Consider the following 21776-nt stretch of genomic DNA (forward strand, 5'->3'; position numbering starts at 1 on the left):
CGTCTCACCAGCGAGAACACCATCTCCTGGCGCGACCCGACACCGCAGACCAAACGACAGATTCCGGGATGAAACAACGGGCGAAAACGACCTCTCAGCCGGGTCCGCCACTTCACGGAATGAACGTCACCTCCGGGAAGGCCGGACTCGGGCCGTCCAGCAGGTGTTGCCGGTGGTGCCGCAGGTGCAGGTCGAAGAACGCGAGCGGGTAGGCCTGCTGGATCCGTACCGCCCGGGCGGGATCGAGGGTGCCGATCCAGCCCTTGAGGTCCTCGTCGCTCATCCCGAGGGCTGGTGCCAGCTGGGGGATCAGGAACTGGACGTCACAGTACGACGAGTGAACTGCCCCCTCCGCCCGGACGTTGAGCCGCCAGCCCCGCAGGTGCGACCAGAACTCGGCGACGCTCGGCTGCGTGGCCCGGGGGAACTCGGCCGTCATCAGCATGAACGGCCGGTCCAGGTCGATCGTGACCAGGGGCTCCATCGGGCCGTCGATGCTGAACCCCGCCCGGACGCGCTGGTCCTGGCTCATGACCCATGCGGTCGCCGTCCCGCCCTTCGACCAGCCGAACATGCCGATGCGATGCCGGTCGAGGGCGTGGAGCAGACCCTCCGGCAGCGGCCGCCGGCCGGCGTCGGGGTTGCGCCCGGCGGCGAGGTCCTCGACGCAGTCGAGCACGAAATGGATGTCCCTGGCGTAGTCCCGGGGTCCCAGCCAGTATTTCGGGTCGTCGACAGGGACGGTGAGCCGGCCGTCGGGGAACTCGCTGAACGCGTCGTACGTGTGATCCACCGTGACCACCACATACCCGTGGCCGGCCAGCTCCTGGACCGCGATGGTGGTGTCCGCACGGTGATCGTGCGCGCCGTGCGAGAAGACGACGACGGGCAACCGTCGGCCGGTTCGCAGCACCGGGGCGCTCCGGTGCCCGGCCGTGAGCGGCGGCACCACACGGTCCGCCGGGAGCTCCGCGGACGTGAGCAGTGCGCGCAGCACGGCGGGGGACGTCCAGGGAGTGAGCGGATACCGGTGGACGTCACGGGCGGGGTACCAGACGCTCGCCATCAACTCCCGGTGATGCCCGGGGCCGGCCACGGGATCCGGGCGTGAGGCGTCGACGAGGTGCAGGGGTACCGTGCCGACGGGGTGCGGTCCGGTGGGCGCCGGGAGCGTGGGCTGCACCGGTCCGGGGGCGGTCGCAGCCGCCCACGTCCGACCTGCGGCGCCGACGGGTACGGCGAGCCCGGCACCGACGGCCAGCGCCGCTCCGAGCATGCGACGGCGTGTCATGTCCTTCTTTGCGGTGACCGGTTTGATGGTCACGTACCCTCCCCAGGTTTCTTGGACGGTGTTCGGCATGCTGTCTCGCCGAGTTGCGACGGGAGTCGATCGTGACGGCCGCGCTTCCCCTGGGTCCGGGCTAGGACTCCTGCGCTGAACCGCCTTGTTCGATCTCGTGGATGAGTCGCTTGAGCTGGGTGACCTCGTCCTTCAGCGCACGGTCGCCGTCGGAGGTGAGGGAGAGCCAGGTGCGGGCGCGTTTGCCCTCGTAGCCCTTCTCGATGTGGATCAGTCCGGCCTTCTCCAGAACGGCCAGGTGCTGGCTGAGGTTTCCGGCGGTGAGACCGAGGGCCGTGCGCAGGAAGCCGAACTCGACCCGGCGTGCCTGGTGGGCGACGGTGAGGATGCCGAGGCGCACGCGCTGGTGAACGACGTCGTCGAGGCTGTTGACCGGGTGCCGATCGGGCTCGGTGGTCATGAGACGTCGCGCCGGCGGAACAGCTCGGCCAGGCCGAAACCGAGGGCGCCGAGCAGGAGCAGCACACCGGGGACGCCGAAGTGGGGCAGGGCGGACCAGTGCGAGGTGAAGGGGATCCCCGCCCAGCCGTCGGTGAGCGGCACCAGCAGGACGGCCAGGTACATCACGGTGAGCAGCAGAAGGGTGCGGCTGCGTTCCACCCAGGACAGCACCAGCAGCGGCAGCCCGACGGTTGCGGGGCTCCCGGTGAGTCGGACGAGGAACTTCGTCACCCCGGAGGTGGGATCGAGCCGCAGGCCCAACAGGTCGACCGGGGCGCCGGGCCGGGGCATCCCCTGACGGATGCTCCAGATCTCGATGGCGGTCACCAGGCCGACCAGGGCGATCCCGGTGAGGATGTACGGCCGGACCGGAGTGCCGACTCCGCGGTTGCGGGAGCGGCGGATGTAGAAGAACGCCGTCGCGGTGTAGGCGAGGGCGAGTCCGAGAGGCCAGTAGACCGGCGAGCCCTGCGTGATCACGGTGCAACCGCCGCCTGTCGCGGGGGCGTTCGCCGGGCAGGGAACGGTCCCGACCTTGAAGGTGAAGCGGCTGACCAGGATTCCGCCCAGCGTGAGCGCGCCGAGCAGCAGAAGGGGGAACCAGGCGCCGCGCTGGGCGGTGCGGACCTTGCGGGTCAACTCGCCCAGGTTGGCGAGGACTTCGTGAGGAGTGCCCGATGACGGCACCGAAGCATCTGTCATGTAGTCAGCTTTGCATCACAAACCAGTTATGACAAGAAACCCGTTACGGACGACAAGCGAAGGCGGCACCTCGAAGCGACGACTCGAGCGATAACTCGGTGGCGAGGCCAGGCCCTCTCGGACGACCATGCGACCCATGAGTGACGAACCCGCGCGGTGGACCCAGGCAACCGTCTACCCCGACATGTGGGCCGACCCGGACGACGACCCCCGCGAAGGACCCGTTCCGGACGGCGAGTTGGCGACGCTGCAGGACTACCTGACGAACTACCGCCTGACCCTGCGGATGAAGTGCGAGGGCCTGGAAGCGGAGCAGCTGGCCCGGAGGTCGGTTCCGCCGTCCACGATGTCGCTGCTCGGCCTGGTGCGGCACCTCGCCGAGGTGGAGCGGGACTGGCGCAACTGGATCACCGACGGCGACCCGCTGCCGAAGCTGTACGGCGTGCGTGACGGGGACTTCGCCGGAGCCGTCGCCGAGCAGGCCGTGGTCGACGCCGCGTACGCCGATCTGGAGCGCGAGCAGGCCGCGACCGACGCCGCGCTGGCCGAGCACCCGGACCTGGGCGAGCGGGTGGGGAAGGACGGGATCTCGGTCCGGGAGCTGCTGGTGCACAGGATCGAGGAGTACGCCCGGCACTGCGGGCACGCCGACCTGTTGCGCGAGTGCGTCGACGGACGAGTGGGCCAGTGACCAGGGCCGCCTCGGACGTGACCTGACGGCAGACCGATCCCGGCCCGGCGTGTCAGCGCGCCGTCAGCGGTCCCTGTCACTGTTGTTCTCGTGAACGGCACGGGAGACCGGGCCGGGAGCGAGGAGAGGTGCCCGGAGTGGCTTATCGGGGACCGGCGAGCACGTCTCGAGGTCGGGCCTCACGGCCCGCGCAGGTTCAAATCCTGCCCTCTCCGCTCGGCTCGAACGAGGGCGGGACGGCCGTAGTCAGTGGTGACCGGCAGGCTTGTCCGCATGGTGATCGACGGATACGAGGGCCCGGTCGTCGCCGGGGAGGACCTGTTGGACCTGCCGGGCTTCTGGGCCGCCTACCTGATGTTCCTGTGCGGGGGCGACGAGGAGCACGGCGACCCGGGTCCGGAGTGGTTCGGAGCGGACCCCGCCGATGTCGACGCGGCCTTCGACGCGCTCGCGGACGAGGAGCGGTGGTCGGCGTTCCGGGTGCCGTTCGGGGACGGGCACACGGCCGTGGTGGTGGGCCGTAACGTCCCGGACGTGGCCGGCACCGACTACTTCGTCGTCCATCCGGAGTGGAACCGGTACGGTTTCCTGGCCACCCTGGACGGACACCAGGCCGGCCCGGGCCTGGCCTGGCGGGAACTGGCGCACATGGCGCGCACCCCGGACACGGACGCCCCCGGCCTCCACGACGTGCACGCCCGGCTGCTGATGCTGCTGCCCGCGCTCGGCGACGAGGACCTGCCGGACGACGCCGCCCGCACCATAGCCGAGGCTCTGGTGCGGGCGGGGGTGCCGGCGGACCACACTCCATGGCTCGGCCGCCTGAGCACTGCCGACGGCGCATCAGCCGCCGGCGAAACTCTTCACCTTGTCCAGGGATCCGTTGAACCTGTCGTGGTCCCCGACGGTCGGGCCGGAAGAGGTGTACTGCCACATCGTGTACGACGACCAGCCGGCCGGCAGCGTCCCCGCCGACGAGGCGTACCGGGCGACCCAGAGCGGGTTGGTGGCAGCGAAGCCCGCGTAGTTGCCGGTGCAGTCGCTCCACCAGCTGGTGGCGGTGTAGATGACGGCGGCGCGGCCGGTGCGGGCCTTGTAGCGGTCCAGGAAGTCGCGGATCCAGCTGACCATCCCGCTCTGGGACTTGCCGTAGCAGGCGTCGCCGTACGGGTTCCACTCGATGTCGAGCGCGCCGGGCAGGGTCTTGCCGTCCTTGGACCAGCCGCCGCCCTGGTCGACGAAGTAGTCGGCCTGGGCGGCGCCGCCGGTGGTGTCCGGGGTCGCGAAGTGGTAGGCGCCGCGGATCAGGCCGGCGTCGTAGGCGCCGCCGTACTGCTGGCTGAAGTAGGTGTTCGTGTAGTACGTGCCCTCCGTGCCCTTGGTGTAGGCCCAGCGCACGCCACTGTTCCACAGGGTGCTCCAGGCGACGTCGCCCTGGTAGCTGGCGACGTCCACACCCTCGGTCTGGGTCACCCGGGGGATCGACACGGGGCCGTCGTCGGTGGCGGCTTCGCCGTCGTGGGCGAGTACCCCCATGCCCATGTAGGCGCTGCCGCGCTCGACGGTGGACTCGGCCGCCGAGGGCACGGCCGCGGGGATCGACAGGGTCAGCAGGAGGCCGGTCAGAGCGCTGGCCACGGACCAGCGTGAGCGGCGGCTATTTCGGGCTATAAGGCTCGTCACGGGATCCATCAGACCTGCAGGCGGACCGCCCCGCACTCCGGATCCCGACCAACTACGCCATATCGGCCGGGTATTTACGCCAAGTGAGTGGCCGGGCGGTCATACCCGCATGGTCATGGGCGACGCCGGGCACGGCGCCGCCCATGACCGGCCGCTCCGGTCCGGTCAGCCGTCGATGCGGTGCTGGGTCCAGAAGGAGGTCAGGTCGGTGCTGGTGGCGGCCTGGGCGGCCGCCTTGAACTCGGCGGTGGTCGAGACGCCGTACCAGTGCGCGGCCGCGTAGTCCTTCAGCAGCTTGGTCATGGCCGTGTCGCCGAGGACGCGCCGCAGGTCGTGCAGGGCGCACTTGCCGTAGCCGTAGACCACGGTGGAGTACCGGGACGAGTGCGCGTCCCAGTAGGCCATCGAGTTGGTGATCTTCTCGGCGCTGGAGGCCCAGGAGACGCTGCTCCAGCAGTTGCTGCCGGTCTTGCCGAGGGCCAGGTCGGTGGCGTAGTCGGTGAAGGCCTCGTCCAGCCACGGGCTGTTGTACTCGTCGTCGCCGACGATGCCGTACCACCACTGGTGGCCGATCTCATGGGTGAGCGCCGTGGTGCTGACCAGGTCGAGGACGAATCCGGGGTACTCCATTCCGCCGAACCAGTAGTTGTTGTCGATGACCGCGTCCAGCTCACCGTACGGGTAGGCGCCGAAGCGTGCCGCGTGGGCGTCGACGGCGGTCTTGGCGGTGCTGAGCATCGACTGGGCGCTGGAGGAGCTGATCCCCGAGACGGAGTAGATGTTCACCGGGACGCCGCCCGGCGAGGTGCCGGAGATCTTGGTGAAGGGCCCGGCGCCCCAGGCGAAGTCACGGACCTTGGACGCGGTGGCGGTGGTGACCGTACGGCCGCTGGAGCCGGGGGTGTCGGTGGAGGTGCCGGTGGCCGGGACCAGCAGGGTGCTGGGGTGGTCGAGGGTCACCTTGAAGTCGGCGGCCAGGGAGTAGAAGGACTCGCCGTTGTTGGTGTACGGGTCCAGGTGCCAGCCCGCGCTGTCGCGGACCGCGAGGACGGGCAGGGCGTTGCCGATGAAGCTGAAGGCGCCGTCATGGCCGAACCGGTCGGCGCCGCTGGGCACGGTGATGCCCAGGTCGAAGCCGACGGTGGCGGTCTGGCCCTGGTTCAGCGGCGTAGGCAGGGTGACCTTCAGGGCCGTGCAGTCGACCGAGAGGGCGCCCGCGGTGCCGCCGGTGACGTTGGTGACCGTGATGGGCATCGCCGAGCAGGTGCCGTGGTAGTTGTCCCACAGCCTCAGGTACACCTCGCTGAGCGCGGTGGCGGAGGCGTTGGTGAAGGACACGCTCTCGTGCCCGTTCCAGACGGTGCCGCTCGTGTCGCTGCTGAGGCTGACGGTGTAGGAGGGTGCGGCCGGGGTGCGGGTCGAGTCCGCCGGGGGCGGGGTGGTGTCGCCGGAGGTGGCGAGGGCGACGTCGTCCAGGACGAAGCTCGTCTGGAGGCTGGAGTCCTCCGTTCCGGTGAAGGACACGTTCACGGTCTGGCCCGCGAACGACGACACGTCGAACGACTTCTGCACGTAGCCGGTGTTGTCGTCGAGGTTCGAGTAGGTCGCCAGCGTGGTGCTGCCGATCTTGGCCGTCAGCTTGTCGTACGCGATGGACGAGGTCGTCTCGTCGGTGTCGATGTGCAGCCAGAAGGTGAGGGTGGCGGAGCTGCACCCGCTCGGGATGGTGACGCTCTGGGAGAGCGTGTCGGTGTGGGTGCTGCCCACACCGTTCAGCCAGGCGAAGGAGGAGCCGCCGTGGGCGCTCTCACCGGTGCGGCTGGTGATCACGCCGGACGAGGACTGGGTCCAGGGCGAGGTACCGCTCTCGAAGCCGCCGTTGGTGACCGTCTGCGCCGGAGTGCAGGCGGCGGCCGCCGGTTGACCGGCGGGCTGGGCGGCGGCGGGGGTGACGGGGAGGGAGAGGGCGACCAGCGCGGCGGCGGTGAAGGCACCGGCGCCGAGGGTCTTGTGGGGGGTCGATCTCACACGCTACTCCTTTGCGGCGGCCGGGATTCCGGCCTGCTCGATGGCCGCCCGGCCGGCTGGGGTGCGCCGGGGCGGCCGCGGGGTTGGGGTTGCGCGATCGCTGTGCGGGGTGATGCGCCGCGCCCTCATGGGGTCAGGGCGAGGACTGCCGAAAGAGTGACAGATTTGACCAGGGCATGCCAGAAGGCCACAGAAAGTGGGGGGCGGTGCTCCTGATGACCTGAGGCGGTGCGGTGCGGGTCAGGACCGCGACGCCGGATGCGCCACGTATCCCCCGATGCCGGCGAACACGCCCGCCGCGGCGAGCAGCAGGGTCACGGTGATGCTCACCCGCAGCAGCAGGGCGCCGGCGACCGCGCCCACCAGGATCGCCGGCAGTCCGGCGGCGCGGTAGCGCTGGGCGCCGTCCCCGGTCCCGCCGCCCAGGGGCGACCGCCTGATCAGCGTGACGAGGGTGCCGGTGACGAGCGTCGTGTTCAGGACCGCTCCGAGGCGCCACATCGTCGCGCTGCGCAGCCCCATCGCCAGGGCGGTCAGCGCGGTCACGGCGTAGTGGCGCGGTTCCGGGTCCTGACCGACGGGGCGCAGGCCGATCGCGGTCAGTGCCGCGGCCACGAGAAGAGTGGCCGCGACGGCGGCCGAGGTGAGCAGCCAGCGGCGGCGGCGCTCGGACGTGGCGGCGCCGAGACGGCTGCCGGCGACCGCGCCCACGCTGAACGCCATGAGCGCCGTACCGGATCCGATCGGCGACAGCCCTTCCGCGCCGGCGAGGGAGAAACCGAGGAAGAGGATGTTGCCGGTCATGAAGGCGGTGAAGACCTGCCCGAGGCCCAGGTAGGCCACCGCGTCGACCATGCCCGTGGCGGCGGTCACGACGAGGAGCGCCTTCGGGAGCGGATCGGGGCGGCCGGGTCGTCCGGGCATGGGCTCACCTTCCTCCGCCCCACTACATCCCGGCCGCCGGCTCCCGGCATGTCGATCTCCCCCCGGGGCGGTGGGAGATCAGCGGGCGTCCAGGACCATGAACACCGCCCGCAGCCGGGTGCCGTCCGGTCCCGGCCAGCCGCTCGCGACATGGCCGAGCACTCCCTGCGCGGGCAGCGGCGGGTTCTCGGGGACGGGCTGCAGGACGCGGTGGAGACGGAGGGTCGTGCCGTGCGGTGCGGGGAACTGGGTGCCCTGCTCGTCGTCGGTGGGCCGGGGCGTGAAGTCCTGCGGGGAGAACGGCTCGCCCTCGTAGGAGCGGGTCACCTCGCTGTCCGGGGTGTCGCTGATGCTCTGGGCCATCGCCTGCGCCTTGCCCTCGATCAGCGCGAGCAGTTCGGTGACCAGCACCGGGTCGTGGCAGCCGTCGTAGGCCCAGCGCTTGCCCAGCACGCCGTGCTCCATCGTGCCGACGAGCGCCTGCTCCGCCCCCTCCAGCGGCGCGCCGCGATAGGTGAGCGGGAGCAGGTAGGCGGTCGGCTCGGGCGTGGAGGTGTCGGTGGCCACCATGAACTCGATGCCGACCTCGCCCTTCGGGTCGTCCAGCCGGAAACCACCGGACTTCGTCAGCACGGGGGCGTCCGGACCGCCGCGGTACCAGGGCCGGGTGGGCAGCCAGGTGGTGAGGAGTTCGACCTTGGTCGGCGTGATGGTGGTGTGGTGGATGACGGCCATGCCGGTGGTTCTCCTCCGTCGGGCTGTTACGGACCCTCGAAGCTTTCCACACCGGCTGAGCTGGTCACTTCCGCGCCCCGGTCAGCGCGGGAGTCAACTCGGACCAGGGGTTGGGCGGTTCGCCCGTGACCGGTCCGCAGACCGCCGCGCCGCGCTCGTGCGCGGTGCGGACGGCGAGCGGGACCAGGGCCTCGGGTACCAGTGGACGAGATGGCAGAACCCGTTCGGGCGAGTGGCGTGCCGTCCACACGGGCCGGGTGAACCCGGAGACGTACGTGGACCAGGGGCCCTCGAAGGTGACGGTCAGGTCGGCGAGCCGGATGTAGCCGGAGGCCGGGTGGACGCCCAGGTTGAGAACGACAGTCCCCGCGCCGAGGCGTCGTAGCTCCCGGACCAGACGCCGACAGGCCGGCAGGCCCTCCGCGGTCGCGGTGACGCGGTCGAGGAAGCAGCCCTCGACCGCGTACCACTCCTGGTGCCTGCGCACGTCCTCGACGACCTCGGCACGGTCCCGGACCCGTAGTCGGTGTCGACGTACCCGAGCAGACGGGCGCCTGCCGCGCGGAGCGCCCGGTGGCGCTGTCGGTACCGAAGGTCAGCGCGGCCGGCGCGGGGTCGGCGCCGGCGGTCGGCGCGAGACCGAAGAGGGCGAGGACGAACGCGAGGACGGCGGTGAGACCGAGGCGTCTCATCACCTGTGACGGTACGTCACAGGTCGTATACGTGCACGGCGTGGCCGGGTAATCCGAGGGGCCCGCGAGGGTCGGCGGAACGGTGGTGGGGCCGGACGATGTTGGCGGCTACAACTCCTCCCCGAGCGCACGGAATGCGGGCCACCGTTTGTGTACTGGGTCGATTCTTTGCCAGACACCGCTTTCCGGCCGCCGCGGCTACGCCGCACCCACCCCCCTGCCCGGCACGAATGTTGCTTCCCGCTTCTGGTCCGTGAGACCTACCGGACGGTATACAGACCCAGTTGAACGCGCGGACCGCTCTGCACGGCGGAGCCGTGCGATGTCACGGCCTCAGGGGGAGGAAATCCATGGCGAACGACACGCATGTGACGGGCGGGGCGAGAGGCCGGCGGCGAACCGCCGTGCTGGGGGCGGCGCTGGGGGGCTGCGCCCTCGTCGCCGCGTCGACGGTGCCCGCGGCGGCGCACGGCCACGATCTCACCTATGTCTCCCTCGGGGACTCCTACACCTCGGGCCCGCTCATCCCTCGGCAGACGGACGCCAACTGCGCCCGCTCCGACCACAACTACCCCTCGCTCGTGGCGGCGCAGCGCGAGGCGACCGTGTTCAAGGACGTGAGCTGTGCCGGGGCCACGACGAACGAGATGTGGAAGCCGCAGGGCACCAACGCCCCCCAGTTCGACGCACTGGGACGGGACACCGACCTGGTGACGGTGCAGATCGGCGGCAACGACGTCGGCTTCGGCTCGATCATCGGCACCTGTGCCCGCCTCGGCGCCCAGGACCCGTCGGGCAACCCCTGCGAGCGCTCGTACAAGGCCGGGGGCTACGACCAGTTGGCGCTCACCGTTGTGGAGACCGCGCCGAAGATCGACCGGGTGCTGCGGGCCGTGCACGCCCGGGCCCCGCACGCGCGGGTGGTCCTGGTCGGCTATCCGGACCTGCTCCCGGACGACGGCAGCGGCTGCTTCCCCACGGTGCCGTTCGCGCAGCAGGACTTCCCCTATCTGCGGGACACCGAGAAGCGGCTGAACCTGATGCTGCGCCTGGTCGCCGCGTGGAACCGGGCCGAGTACGTCGACACCTACGGTCCCACGGTCGGCCACGACATGTGCAAGGCGCCCGCGGACCGCTGGATCGAGCCGCTGCAGCCGGCCTCGCCCGCGGCCCCCGCACACCCCAACGCCAAGGGCGAGGCCGCCATGGCACAGGCCGTGCTGGACAAACTGGAGCGGGGTCGCGGACACGGCTGAGCAGACGCGGTGACGGCCTCCGCGCACCGGTCGCACCGGGCGCGGAGGCCGTCGTACCGTCGTCGTACGGCCCTGGGGGCTCAGCCGCCGAGCGCGGCCAGGACCACGCCCTTGGCCTCCTCCTGCACCCGGGCGAGGTGATCGGGGCCGAGGAACGACTCGGCGTAGACCTTGTAGACGTCCTCGGTGCCCGAAGGGCGGGCCGCGAACCAGGCGTTGGCGGTGGTGACCTTGATGCCGCCGATGGCGGCGCCGTTGCCCGGTGCCTCGGTGAGGACGCCGGTGACCGCCTCTCCGGCGAGGGTGTCGGCGGTGACCTGGGCCGGGGACAGCTTCGCCAGCAGCGCCTTCTGCTCGCGGGTGGCGGGGGCGTCGATGCGGGCGTAGGCGGGTTCGCCGAAGCGGGCGGTCAGGTCGGCGTAGTGCTCGGACGGCGTCCTGTCCGTGACCGCCGTGATCTCGGAGGCCAGCAGGGCGAGGAGGATGCCGTCCTTGTCGGTGGTCCACACCGAGCCGTCGCGGCGCAGGAAGGACGCGCCGGCCGACTCCTCGCCGCCGAACCCGATGGTGCCGCCGGCCAGTCCGTCCACGAACCACTTGAACCCGACGGGCACCTCGACCAGTTGACGCTTCAGGTCGGCGGCGACGCGGTCGATCATCGTGGAGGAGACGAGCGTCTTGCCGACGCCCGCGTCGGCGGGCCACTGCTCGCGGTGCCGGTAGAGGTAGGAGATGGCGACCGCGAGGTAGTGGTTGGGGTTCATCAGGCCCGCGTCGGGGGTGACGATGCCGTGCCGGTCGGCGTCGGCGTCGTTGCCGGTGGCGATGCGGAAGCGGTCGCGCTGCTCGATGAGGGAGGCCATCGCGTACGGCGAGGAGCAGTCCATGCGGATCTGGCCGTCCCAGTCCAGCGTCATGAACCGCCAGGTCGGGTCGGTGTGCGGGTTGACCACGGTGAGGTCGATGCCGTGCTCCTCGGCGATCCGGCCCCAGTAGGCGACGGAGGCTCCGCCGAGCGGGTCGGCGCCGATGCGCACGCCGGCCGCGCGGATCGCGTCGAGGTCGAGGACGTTCGGCAGGTCGCCGACGTAGGCGCCCAGGAAGTCGTACCTCTGGGTCGTGTCGGCCGCGAGCGCCCGGGTGTAGGGCAGCCGCTGTACGTCCTTCAGGCCGCCGGCGATGATCTGGTTGGCCCGGTCCTGGATCCAGGAGGTCGCCTCGGAGGCCGCCGGGCCGCCGCTGGGCGGGTTGTACTTGAAGCCGCCGTCGGCGGGCGGGTTGTGCGAGGGGGTGACGACCACGCCGTCGGCGAGGCCTGAGCTGCGGCCCCGGTTGTGGGTGAGGATCGCGTGCGAGACCGCTGGCGTGGGGGTGTAGCCGTCCGCGCTGTCGATGAGCACGGTCACGCTGTTGGCCGCGAACACCTCCAGGGCGGTGACCTTCGCCGGCTCGGACAGGGCGTGCGTGTCGGCGCCGAGGAACAGGGGGCCGTCCACGCCCTGGGCGGCGCGGTACTCGCAGATGGCCTGGCTGGTGGCGGCGATGTGGTCCTCGTTGAAGGCGGTCGCCAGGGACGAACCCCGGTGCCCCGAGGTGCCGAACGCCACCCGTTGCGCCGGGTCGGCCGGGTCGGGGTGCAGCGCGTAGTACGCCGTGACCAGCCGGGCCACGTCGACAAGGTCCTCGGGACCGGCCGGCCGGCCGGCTCGTTCGTGCGGCATGAGTCCGCTCCTCCGCATCGGTGTGATCGATCGCTCGGGCCCCATCTTTCCTCGTCAGGGGTCCGGCAGGCGAGTGCGCCACCGACGCGTGGAGCGGACCGGAGCCGTCTGCCCTATGATCCGGTCCGCCGATCTTCCGGCCCCACCACCACCGCGCACGCACCCGCGTGCCGCCTCCGACAGGCAGGTTGCCCACCGTGTCCGCACCCACCGTCAGGGCCCCATGGCCGCTTGCCCGTTGTGCCCAGGCCGCCGTGGCCGCGGCTGTCGCGACGGACGCCTACCGGTCGGTGACCGTGCGAGCGCACCTCCTTCATCCGCGGGACACGCCCCTGAGCGAGTCGGGGCGCGCCTCGATGGTGCACGTGTACGTGATGACGGCCGCGATCGTGCTGTTCCTGGTGTGGTTCAGCCGCTGCCGGCGCAACGCCGACCTTCTCTCCCCCGGGACCGTCCGCGGATCCGCCGCCTGGGCCGTGCTCGCCTGGCTGGTCCCGGTGCTGAACCTCTGGGCTCCGCGCGGGCTGGTCCTGGACGTGCAGCGGGCGAGTGGACCCGGAACGCCCGAGGGGCGGGACCGGATGCTGGTGAACATCTGGTGGGCGACCTGGGTCGGGCACGCCCTGGTCGTCACCGTGGGCTCCCGGCTGGGCCGCGGGACTTCGCTCGCCCTCCTCCTCGTGTCCGTGGCCCTGAACCTGGCTGCGGGTGCCCTGGCGACAGCCGTGATCCAGCGCCTCACGGCACGGCAGGCCACGGCACTGGAAGCGACGCTTCCGGCGGCCGGTGCCGTGGAGCTGCCGCGCCTCTCCTGAATCAGCCGATGTGGTAGCCGTCCCCGTAGACCTTCCAGTCCAGCGGGGTGTTCAGGTCGAGGTTGCCCTTGCGCAGGAAGACCCGCTGTTCGGTGTCGACCCTGCTGGTGTCGCTGTGCGCCTCCTCCTGCTTCATGGCCCACACCCGGGCGTCGAGGAAGGCGTTGAGGTACGTCGTCTCGTTGCCGCCCTGCGCCGGCGGCTTGGCGCTGCGCAGGGCCCGCTTGCGGATGTTGCGGAAGCTGGTGGGGTCGTCGCCGTCGCCGTGCATGACGATGGCGTCGTAGTAGGCGAACTGGCCGAGGGCGCGCAGCCCGTCCGTCTTGCCCTGGGCGACCGCCGGGTTGAAGTAGACGCGGTCGCGTTCGTCGTTCTGCGCCTGCTGGAAGGCGGCGTCCTGGGCGGCCTTGCGCCAGTCCTTGGGGTAGTTGGGGTCCAGGCCGCTGTGCGAGTCGCTGCCGTTGACCCGGCGCAGGGCCGGCAGGTACTTGGCCAGGACGTTGCCGGGCTTGCGGTCGGTGTAGAGCTGGACGAGGTCGAGCATGTCGCCGGTGCCGGAGCAGAAACCGATGATGCCGGCGGTGTAGCCACGGCCGTCGCCGATGTCCTCGATGTACTTGTACTGGGCCTTCCAGTCGAGGGAGGAGTTCTCCGCGCTGGAGACCAACTGCATGGCTATCTCCTTCTTCGCCGGGTCGTCGAGGCCGGGTGCGGCAGCCGGTGCCGCCGCGACGCGCTCGACGCCGAGCAGGGCGCCGGAGGCGACGGCGCCGAGGACGGCGACGACTGTCCGGCGGGAGAGACGGGCGGAGACTGCCGATTCGCGCTCTGTGTGCTCCACTGGGACTCCAAGTAGGGGTGGGGGGTGGGAAGTTGGTCCGTACCGACACTGGTAGGAAAGTTTCCTATCAAACGCGGAGAGGGCCGGTAACCCGTCTCGGGAGAAGTTCGTAGGATCGAACAGCACGGCCGTACCGCGCGAGATTCAGAAACCGGACCGCTCAATGCCATGCGAGCCGGCGGTTGGACTTACGAATCATGAAGGCGCAGGGTGGACGAGCCCCTTCGCACACGGAGGGCACCCCTACGGCACCACCCGGAGACGACCCGATGAACCACGTCGCGGACCCCGATCGCTACAACGGCACCATGCGCTACCGCCGTACCGGCCGCTCGGGACTCGACCTCCCGCTCCTGTCCCTGGGCTACTGGCACAACTTCGGCGACGACCGCCCCTTCGAGACCCAGCGCGAGATCGCGCTGCGCGCCTTCGACCTCGGGATCACCCACCACGACCTGGCGAACAACTACGGTCCGCCGTACGGGGCGGCCGAGATCAACTTCGGCCGGCTGCTGAAGCAGGACCTCGCGCCGTACCGGGACGAGCTGGTGGTCTCCACCAAGGCCGGCTGGGACATGTGGCCCGGCCCCTACGGGCAGGGCGGCGGCTCCCGCAAGTACGTGCTGGCCTCGCTCGACCAGTCCCTGCGCCGCATGGGCCTGGACTACGTGGACATCTTCTACTCCCACCGGCTGGACGCGAGCACGCCGCTGGAGGAGACGATGGGCGCACTCGACACGGCCGTCCGCCAGGGCAAGGCCCTGTACGTCGGCATCTCCTCCTACGACGCCGAGCGCAGCCGGCAGGCGGTCGCGATCCTGCGCGAGCTGGGCACCCCGCTGCTGATCCACCAGCCGTCGTACAGCATGGTCAACCGCTGGATCGAGACCGACGGCCTGCTGGACGCTGCCGAGGAGGAGGGCTTCGGCGTCATCGGGTTCACGGCACTCGCCCAGGGCCTGCTGACCGGTCGGTACCTCGACGGCGTGCCCGAGGGCTCGCGGGCCGCGGCCGGCACGTCGTTCGACCCGGCGTGGCTGACCGAGGACATGCGGCAGCGGTTGCGCTCCCTGAACGACATCGCCGCCCGGCGCGGGCAGACCCTGGCCCAGATGGCGCTGGCCTGGGCGCTGCGGGACGAGCGGGTCACCTCGCTGGTCATCGGCGCCTCCCGCGTCGAGCAGCTGGAGCAGAACGTGGCCGCGCTGGAGAACCTCGCCTTCAGCGCCGAGGAACTGGCCGAGATCGACAAGTACGCCACCGACGGCGATGTGGACCTGTGGCAGGACGCGCGGCTGGGAAATTTGGGCTGAAAAGTGGCACGCAGTGACACCCGTCACTGACGTAAGGGAAAAATAGGACATACTGGAAGCAATCCGGCCCGCGACCCCCCGCGATTTCAAGGAGCCGCTTCCCGCATGGCGTACGGAGCCCACCACAGCCCCTTCCCGTCCCCCCACCCCGACCTGCGTCTCGCCCGCGACTGCACGCAGTGCCTCGGATGGGGGACACTCGTCACCCGCGACGGGGATCACGAACTGTGCCGCACCTGCCAGCCCGACCAGGGCGACGGCGAGGGCGGCCTCCGCTCCGCTTCGTAAGCCGCTCGGCCACCCCCCGCCCCTCCGGACCCTTCGTACGGCCGATCGCCGCCAGGTCAGGCTTCCGGTAATGGTTTCACCAAGAAACCTTCAAGTGGGGCAGGGGGGCAGCCATGAGTGCCGCACGCACGAGCACGACACCGTTGCCGGGCATCGGTGTCCGGTACGACCTCACGACCCGGGAGCGGCGCCGCCTGTCGGTGGTGGCCCACCACGACGGGTCGAGAACGCTGAGCGCCTACCGCGGTGACGATCCCGAGGCCTGCGCGCTGTCCGTCCGGCTCGCCGGCGAGGAGGCGGAGGCGCTGGTCGAGGCGCTGAAGCCGACGCACCACAGCCCGAACCTGCTGTCCACCACCGAACTGGGTCTGGTGGCCGAGCGGGTCCGGCTGTCCGCGACGTCCCACTGGAACGGGCGGCTGCTCGGCGACACCCGCATGCGCACGGAGACCGGCGTGTCGATCGTGGCCGTACTGCGCCTGGCCGAGGCGATCCCCTCCCCCGGCCCCGACTTCCGGCTGGTCGGTGGGGACACGCTGATCGTGATCGGCACCCGTGAGGGCGTCGACGCGGCCGCCGTGATACTCGGCCGGGAGTGAGGCGGATGCACTCCTCCGCGGTCTTCCTGATCGAGTTCGGCGCGATCATCCTGGCCCTCGGACTGCTGGGCCGGCTCGCCGCACGCCTGAGGTTCTCGCCGATCCCCCTGTATCTGCTGGCCGGGCTGGCCTTCGGCGAGGCCGGACTGCTGCCGCTCGGCGCCAGCGAGGAGTTCGTGGCGATCGGCGCCGAGATCGGCGTGGTCCTGCTGCTGCTCATGCTGGGCCTCGAGTACACCGCCGGCGATCTCGTCTCCAACCTCCGGACGCAGTACCCGGCCGGTCTCGTCGACGCCGCCCTCAACGCCCTGCCCGGCGCCGCCATGGCCCTGCTGCTCGGCTGGGGCCCGATCGCCGCCGTCGTCCTCGCCGGCATCACCTGGATCTCCTCGTCCGGTGTGATCGCCAAGGTCCTCGGCGACCTGGGCCGGATCGGCAACCGGGAGACCCCGGTGATCCTCAGCATCCTCGTGCTGGAGGACCTGTCGATGGCGGTCTACCTGCCGGTGGTCACCGCTCTGCTGGCCGGGACCGGTCTGGCGGCGGGCAGCGCCACGCTCGCCATCGCCCTCGGCGTCGCGGGCCTGGTCCTGCTGCTGGCGGTGCGCTACGGCCGGCACATCTCCCGCTTCGTCTCCAGCGACGACCCCGAGAAGCTGCTGCTGGTCGTGCTCGGGCTGACCCTGCTGGTGGCCGGTGTCGCCCAGCAGCTGCAGGTCTCGGCGGCGGTCGGCGCGTTCCTGGTGGGCATCGCGCTGTCCGGAGAGGTGGCCGAAGGCGCGCACAATCTGCTCGCGCCCCTGCGGGACCTGTTCGCGGCGGTGTTCTTCGTGTTCTTCGGGCTGCACACCGACCCGGGCAGCATCCCGCCCGTGCTGCTGCCCGCACTCGCCCTCGCCGTAGTCACCACGCTCACCAAGATCGCGACGGGCTACTGGGCGGCGCGCCGGGCGGGGATCTCCGCCAAGGGCCGGTGGCGGGCCGGCGGCACCCTCGTCGCGCGCGGCGAGTTCTCCATCGTGATCGCCGGTCTCGCCGTCACCTCGGGCATCGACTCCGACCTCGGTCCGCTGGCCACGGCGTACGTCCTCATCCTGGTGGTCCTCGGCCCGCTGACCGCCCGCTACACCGAGCCGCTCGCCCTGCGGCTCACCGGGCGGCGAGGCCGTCGTACGACGCCGGCCGCCGGACCGGCCGAGGACGAAGCGCCGCTCGAAGACGCGGTGGGGCGGCCCTGACTCGACGGGGTCGCGGTCGCCGCCCAACCGGACTCCCCGCCTCCTCCGCTGTGTGCCATCTGTTGCCCGCATGGGTGTTACCTATGGGTAATCCCAGGTGATTTGATGTGCGGCGCCACTCAACCCCCTTCACCCACAGGGAGATCCAGTGACGCTCTTCGCACCCCGCCGTGCCCTCGGCGCGGCCGTGCTCGCCCTCGCCCTGCCCGCGGCCGCACTCGCCGGTTCCACGCCGGCGGCGGCAGCCGGACAGACACCGGCGCTGAAGGTCCTGACGTACAACGTCTTCCTCATGAGCAAGACCCTGTACCCGAACTGGGGCCAGGACCACCGGGCCGCGGAGATCCCGAAGACGGCCTTCTTCCACGGCAACGACGTGGTCGTCCTCCAGGAGGCCTTCGACAACTCCGCTTCGAACGCGCTGAAGAGCGCGGCCTCGGCCGAATACCCGTACCAGACACCGGTGGTGGGCCGCAGCAAGGACGGCTGGGACGCGACCGGAGGCGCGTACTCGTCCACCACACCCGAGGACGGCGGGGTCACCGTGCTGAGCAAGTGGCCGATCGTGCACAAGGAGCAGTACGTCTACAAGGATGCGTGCGGCGCGGACTGGTGGTCCAACAAGGGCTTCGCGTACGTCGTCCTGGACGTGAACGGCACCAAGGTGCACGTGGTCGGCACGCACGCGCAGTCCACGGATCCCGGGTGCGGTGCGGGTGAGGCGGCGGCGATGCGCAGCCGTCAGTTCAAGGCGATCGACGCGTTCCTGGACGCCAAGAACATCCCCGCCGACGAGGAGGTGCTGCTCGCGGGCGACCTCAACGTCGACTCACGCAGCGGTGAGTACGCGTCCATGCTCTCCGACGCCGGTGTCGTCGGCGCCGACGCGCGCACCGGGCACCCCTACTCCTTCGACACGCAGGAGAACTCCATCGCCCACGACCGCTACCCGAACGACCCGCGCGAGGAACTCGACTACGTCCTCGCCCGCGCCGGTCACCCCCGCCCGGCGGGGTGGCGCAACGAGGTCGTCAAGGAGCAGTCGGCGCCCTGGACGGTGACCAGCTGGGGGACGTCGTACACGTACACGAACCTCTCGGACCACTACCCCTTGCGGGCGTACGCCGGATAGGAGCCCTTCGGGGTGTCGTCGCCGACGGGCTCGTGGCCCCCGCGCAGGGCGGAGGCGAGGGCCGAGACCAGGGCCATGCCGGCGGCGACACCGAAGACGACGGTCAGGCCGTGGTGGAAGGGGCCGGAGACCAGCTGCGGGAAGAACGTGTGACCGGTCAGCGTGGCGCGCTGGGCTGCCGTCAGGTGGGCCGGCGCGTCACCGGAACCGAGCAGGTGGCCGATGGGGTTGTTGCCCAGGAAGGTCGCGAAGAGGGTGCTGACCGGGGGCAGTGAGGCCGCCTCGTGGGCGGTGCCTGCGGGCACCCCGTGTGCCTGGAGTCCGCTGCTGAGCGTCGACGGCAGCGAGGAGGCCAGCCCGGAGACCATGAGCGAGAAGAAGACGCCGATGGACAGGGCGGTCCCCGAGTTCTGGAAGGTGGACCGCATTCCGGAGGCCACGCCACGGTAGCGGGCGGGGACGCTGCCCATCACGGACGAGGTGTTGGGCGCGGAGAACATGCCCTGGCCGAAGCCGTTGAGGAACAGCAGCGCGGCGAACGGGCCGTACGCGAAGTTCACGGGGAGCGCCAGCAGGCCCAGGAAGGAGCCGGCGACCACGATCAGGCCGGCCGTGGAGAACAGGCGGGCACCGAACCGGTCCGAGAGGTAGCCGGAGACCGGGCCGGCGATCAGGAAGCCGAGGGTCAGCGGCAGCATGAAGATGCCGGCCCACAGCGGGGTGTCCTCGAAGTCGTAGCCGTGCAGCGGCAGCCAGATGCCCTGCAGCCAGATGATGAGCATGAACTGCAGCCCGCCGCGGGCGATCGCGGTCAGCAGGGCGGCCACGTTGCCCGCGGCGAAGGCCCGCACCCGGAACAGGGACAGCCGGAACATCGGTTCGGCGACCCGGGTCTCGACCACACAGAACGTGAGCAGCAGGAGGACGCCGCCGATCAGGCCCGCGAGCACCCACGGGTTGGTCCATCCCGTGGCGTGGCCGCCGTAGGGCTGGATGCCGTACGTGATGCCGGCGAGGAGGATGCCGGCGCCCGTGGCGAAGGTGAAGTTGCCGAGCCAGTCGATCCGGCCGCGTCCGCCGGCCGCGGTCTCACGCAGGCTGAGGTACGACCAGACCGTGCCGGTCACACTGACCGGGACGCTGACCCAGAAGACCGCACGCCAGTCGACCGCGGCCAGCAGGCCGCCGGCGAGCAGGCCGAGGAACTGCCCGGCGAGCGCGGTGATCTGGTTGATGCCGAGGGCCATGCCGCGCTGCCGGGCCGGGAAGGCGTCGGTCAGGATGGCGGCCGAGTTGGCGGTGAGCATGGAGCCGCCGAAGGCCTGCACGATGCGCCACAGGATCAGCCACAGGGCGCCCGCGCCCGCCCGGAACGGGTCGAGGGACAGCGCGACGGAGGCGCAGGCGAAGACCAGGAAGCCGAGGTTGTAGATGCGGACCCGGCCGAACATGTCGCCGAGCCGGCCGAGGACGACGACCAGCACGGCCGAGACCAGCAGATAGCCGAGGATCATCCACAGCAGGTAGCCGATGTTGCCCGCGGCGAGCGGGTCCAGGCCGATCCCGCGGAAGATCGCGGGCAGCGAGATGATCACGATGGAGGCGTCCATCGTGGCGATCAGGACGCCGAGTGTGGTGTTGGACAGGGCGACCCACTTGTAGCCGGGTCCTGGCGGGGTGTCCCGGAGGCGGGCGGAGCGGGCGAGCAGCCGGCCGCGCGGGCCTTCGGCGGACCCGCCCGGGATGTTGCCCGGCGCCTGGCCGCTCACAGCTGTTCCGCCAGCCGGTCGAGGAGGGGCAGCGTGGCGCGCAGTGCGTCGCGCTCCTGCGGGGTGAACGCGTCCAGGGCGTGGGCGAGCCGGGCCACGGACTCGGAGCGGCGCTCCTCCAGCACGGTGCGGCCCGCGTCGGTGATCGACACGATGGCCCGCCGTCCGTCGGCTGCGTCGGGGGTACGGCTGACCAGTCCGCGCTGTTCGAGCCCGGCGAGCGTGGTGGCCATCGCCTGGGGGCGGACGCGCTCCAGTTCGGCGAGCGAGCCCGGCGAGTCCGGTCCGGCGGTGGCCAGCCGGGACAGCACGGACACGCCGGAGAGGGTCACGTCCCCGACGGCGTGAGCCTGACGCAGCCTGCGGGCGGTCCGGCCCATGGCCAGCCGCAGCGCGGCGGCGAGCGCCGTGTTGTCCTGCGGTGGGTTCGGGGGGCGGGTGCCGTTCTCGGTCCTGTTCTCCACGTCCACGATTACTAACAATAGGTTTATCAGTCTGGACTGTTCAATCAAGTGTGAGTAATCGATGCCGGGCCGGGGTGGTCACACCTTGGGCCACGGCCGGTCGTCGGGTTCCGGAGGCGGGTGGGGCGGCGGGGGCTCGCCCGCGGTGAGGTGTTCCAGGACCTGCACCAGTTCCTGGCAGGCCCGCTCGACGGAGCGGCGGGTGTTGCGCTGCTCGGTGATGACGGCCGACAGCAGCAGCGCGGTGAGGGCCATCGCGCCGTTGAAGGCCTGGAGTTTCCCCATGACCTCGATCCGGGTCAGCCCCGCGAACGCCCCGACGCTGTCCGTCGCGGCGACGGTGGCCAGCACGGACGTCACCAGCGCACAGAGCATGCTGCCCACGAGCTCGAAGCGCAGGGCGGCCCAGATGATGAGCGGATAGACGAGAAAGAGCAGGCTGAGCGAGCTGTAGGCGGCCAGCGGTACGACGCAGACGGCCACGATCGCCAGTGCGGTGGCCTCCTTCCAGCGCACGACCGGCGGCGGCCAGCGGGCCCTGAACAGCAGTAGCAGGAGCGGGGTGACGATCAGGACGCCCATCGCGTCGCCCACCCACCACGCCAGCCAGACGGCCCAGAAGCTGTGCTCGGCCAGCTTGCCCGTGAGTACGAGCAGGCCGACGCCGATGGTCGAGCTGATCAGCATGGCGGTCAGCGCGCCGAGGAACACCAGGGCGAGGCCGTCGCGTAGCCGGCCGAGGTCGATACGGAAGCCGGCCCGGCGCAGCAGCAGCGCCGCGCACACGGGCGCGGCGGTGTTGCCGACCAGGAAGCCCAGCACGTCGGGGCTGGGGGTGGCCAGGTACAGGATGGCGAAGAGTGCCCCGAGCGCGACTCCGGGCCAGCAGCCCAGCCCGAAGATCAGCAGGGCGGCGACGGCGACGCCGGTGGGCGGCCAGATGGGGGTGAACACGGAGCCCTCGACGACGAGCCGACGCAGCAGCCCGAGCCGCGCCGCACCGTAGTAGCAGGCCGCGACGGCCAGCACCCGGACGACGTAGCCGCCCGGCCGGCGCAGATCCTCGAAACCCACCACAGCAGCA

Annotated in this window: 22 protein-coding genes and 1 pseudogene; 9 read left to right on the top strand and 14 right to left on the bottom strand. The window is 71.0% G+C overall.

The features are described 5' to 3' along the window. Positions 1 to 112: 112 nt before the first annotated feature. From ACIRVH_RS42315 to ACIRVH_RS42325, 3 genes are all read right to left on the bottom strand, one after another. Complete coding sequence (locus tag ACIRVH_RS42315) at positions 113 to 1324, bottom strand: alpha/beta hydrolase family protein (RefSeq protein WP_403965283.1); 1212 nt, start codon at positions 1322 to 1324, stop codon at positions 113 to 115. A 97-nt stretch (positions 1325 to 1421) separates the two neighbouring features. Next, the gene (locus tag ACIRVH_RS42320) at positions 1422 to 1760 is read right to left on the bottom strand and encodes a transcriptional regulator (protein WP_403965285.1); all 339 of its coding nucleotides are present in this window, start codon (positions 1758 to 1760) and stop codon (positions 1422 to 1424) included. Then, complete coding sequence (locus ACIRVH_RS42325) at positions 1757 to 2503, bottom strand: hypothetical protein (protein ID WP_403965287.1); 747 nt, start codon at positions 2501 to 2503, stop codon at positions 1757 to 1759. The genes ACIRVH_RS42320 and ACIRVH_RS42325 overlap by 4 nt, the downstream gene beginning before the upstream one ends. A gap of 127 nt (positions 2504 to 2630) precedes the next feature. Here ACIRVH_RS42325 and ACIRVH_RS42330 point away from each other — a divergent pair, with 127 nt between their 5' ends. Both ACIRVH_RS42330 and ACIRVH_RS42335 read left to right on the top strand, forming a co-directional pair. Further along, a complete protein-coding gene (locus ACIRVH_RS42330) occupies positions 2631 to 3194 on the top strand; it encodes a DinB family protein (protein WP_403965288.1) in 564 nt (187 codons plus the stop codon). Positions 3195 to 3316: 122 nt separating this feature from the next. After that, a pseudogene (locus tag ACIRVH_RS42335) lies at positions 3317 to 3409 on the top strand. Between the two features lie 31 nt (positions 3410 to 3440). Here ACIRVH_RS42335 and ACIRVH_RS42340 read toward each other — a convergent pair. The 6 genes from ACIRVH_RS42340 to ACIRVH_RS42365 all read right to left on the bottom strand — a co-directional run bounded on the left by ACIRVH_RS42340 (position 3441) and on the right by ACIRVH_RS42365 (position 9051). Then, positions 3441 to 3998 carry a hypothetical protein gene (locus ACIRVH_RS42340; RefSeq protein ID WP_403965290.1) on the bottom strand — a complete coding sequence of 186 codons (558 nt, stop codon included), beginning with the start codon at positions 3996 to 3998 and terminating at the stop codon, positions 3441 to 3443. Between the two features lie 39 nt (positions 3999 to 4037). Beyond that, positions 4038 to 4886: a lysozyme gene (locus tag ACIRVH_RS42345; protein ID WP_403965292.1), complete on the bottom strand. Its 849-nt coding sequence runs from the start codon at positions 4884 to 4886 to the stop codon at positions 4038 to 4040. 156 nt (positions 4887 to 5042) lie between these two features. Further along, complete coding sequence (locus ACIRVH_RS42350; protein ID WP_403965294.1) at positions 5043 to 6905, bottom strand: M1 family aminopeptidase; 1863 nt, start codon at positions 6903 to 6905, stop codon at positions 5043 to 5045. A gap of 240 nt (positions 6906 to 7145) precedes the next feature. Then, complete coding sequence (locus ACIRVH_RS42355) at positions 7146 to 7829, bottom strand: YoaK family protein (RefSeq protein WP_403965295.1); 684 nt, start codon at positions 7827 to 7829, stop codon at positions 7146 to 7148. 78 nt (positions 7830 to 7907) lie between these two features. Continuing rightward, a complete protein-coding gene (locus ACIRVH_RS42360) occupies positions 7908 to 8564 on the bottom strand; it encodes a 1,4-alpha-glucan branching protein (RefSeq protein ID WP_403965297.1) in 657 nt (218 codons plus the stop codon). A 64-nt stretch (positions 8565 to 8628) separates the two neighbouring features. Continuing rightward, positions 8629 to 9051, bottom strand: coding sequence for a hypothetical protein (locus ACIRVH_RS42365; protein WP_403965299.1), 423 nt, complete (start codon positions 9049 to 9051; stop codon positions 8629 to 8631). A 555-nt stretch (positions 9052 to 9606) separates the two neighbouring features. Between ACIRVH_RS42365 and ACIRVH_RS42370 the strand changes: the two genes are divergently transcribed. Beyond that, the gene (locus ACIRVH_RS42370; protein ID WP_403965301.1) at positions 9607 to 10512 is read left to right on the top strand and encodes an SGNH/GDSL hydrolase family protein; all 906 of its coding nucleotides are present in this window, start codon (positions 9607 to 9609) and stop codon (positions 10510 to 10512) included. Positions 10513 to 10592: 80 nt separating this feature from the next. Here ACIRVH_RS42370 and pgm read toward each other — a convergent pair whose 3' ends face one another. Beyond that, positions 10593 to 12233 (bottom strand): phosphoglucomutase (alpha-D-glucose-1,6-bisphosphate-dependent), encoded by a 1641-nt coding sequence (pgm, locus tag ACIRVH_RS42375; RefSeq protein WP_403965303.1) that lies wholly within the window; start codon positions 12231 to 12233, stop codon positions 10593 to 10595. Positions 12234 to 12430: 197 nt separating this feature from the next. Between pgm and ACIRVH_RS42380 the strand changes: the two genes are divergently transcribed. Continuing rightward, a complete protein-coding gene (locus ACIRVH_RS42380) occupies positions 12431 to 13048 on the top strand; it encodes a DUF4328 domain-containing protein (protein ID WP_403965305.1) in 618 nt (205 codons plus the stop codon). 1 nt (position 13049) lies between these two features. Here ACIRVH_RS42380 and ACIRVH_RS42385 read toward each other — a convergent pair whose 3' ends face one another. Beyond that, on the bottom strand, positions 13050 to 13889 hold the full coding sequence (locus tag ACIRVH_RS42385; protein WP_403965307.1) for a chitosanase: 840 nt from the start codon (positions 13887 to 13889) through the stop codon (positions 13050 to 13052). Between the two features lie 269 nt (positions 13890 to 14158). Here ACIRVH_RS42385 and mgrA point away from each other — a divergent pair, with 269 nt between their 5' ends. The 5 genes from mgrA to sph all read left to right on the top strand — a co-directional run bounded on the left by mgrA (position 14159) and on the right by sph (position 18459). Beyond that, entirely contained in the window at positions 14159 to 15202 is a 1044-nt protein-coding gene (gene mgrA, locus ACIRVH_RS42390) for an L-glyceraldehyde 3-phosphate reductase (protein ID WP_403965309.1), read from the top strand. Between the two features lie 105 nt (positions 15203 to 15307). Then, positions 15308 to 15490 carry a hypothetical protein gene (locus tag ACIRVH_RS42395; RefSeq protein WP_403965310.1) on the top strand — a complete coding sequence of 61 codons (183 nt, stop codon included), beginning with the start codon at positions 15308 to 15310 and terminating at the stop codon, positions 15488 to 15490. Between the two features lie 113 nt (positions 15491 to 15603). After that, on the top strand, positions 15604 to 16089 hold the full coding sequence (locus tag ACIRVH_RS42400; RefSeq protein WP_403965312.1) for a cation:proton antiporter regulatory subunit: 486 nt from the start codon (positions 15604 to 15606) through the stop codon (positions 16087 to 16089). A 5-nt stretch (positions 16090 to 16094) separates the two neighbouring features. Further along, positions 16095 to 17327, top strand: a complete 1233-nt coding sequence (locus tag ACIRVH_RS42405; RefSeq protein ID WP_403965314.1) for a cation:proton antiporter — start codon at positions 16095 to 16097, stop codon at positions 17325 to 17327. A 148-nt stretch (positions 17328 to 17475) separates the two neighbouring features. Continuing rightward, complete coding sequence (gene sph, locus ACIRVH_RS42410; RefSeq protein WP_403965315.1) at positions 17476 to 18459, top strand: sphingomyelin phosphodiesterase; 984 nt, start codon at positions 17476 to 17478, stop codon at positions 18457 to 18459. Here the strand turns inward: sph and ACIRVH_RS42415 are convergent. From ACIRVH_RS42415 to ACIRVH_RS42425, 3 genes are all read right to left on the bottom strand, one after another. Continuing rightward, positions 18432 to 20069 carry an MFS transporter gene (locus ACIRVH_RS42415; RefSeq protein WP_403965446.1) on the bottom strand — a complete coding sequence of 546 codons (1638 nt, stop codon included), beginning with the start codon at positions 20067 to 20069 and terminating at the stop codon, positions 18432 to 18434. The two genes, sph and ACIRVH_RS42415, sit on opposite strands and share 28 nt — an antisense overlap. Positions 20070 to 20224: 155 nt before the next feature. Next, positions 20225 to 20698: a MarR family winged helix-turn-helix transcriptional regulator gene (locus ACIRVH_RS42420; RefSeq protein ID WP_403965317.1), complete on the bottom strand. Its 474-nt coding sequence runs from the start codon at positions 20696 to 20698 to the stop codon at positions 20225 to 20227. A 72-nt stretch (positions 20699 to 20770) separates the two neighbouring features. Further along, positions 20771 to 21769: an MASE1 domain-containing protein gene (locus ACIRVH_RS42425; protein WP_403965319.1), complete on the bottom strand. Its 999-nt coding sequence runs from the start codon at positions 21767 to 21769 to the stop codon at positions 20771 to 20773. Positions 21770 to 21776: the final 7 nt, after the last annotated feature.

The sequence above is a fragment of the Streptomyces sp. NPDC101165 genome (genome assembly GCF_044768135.1).
GTDB lineage: Bacteria > Actinomycetota > Actinomycetes > Streptomycetales > Streptomycetaceae > Streptomyces.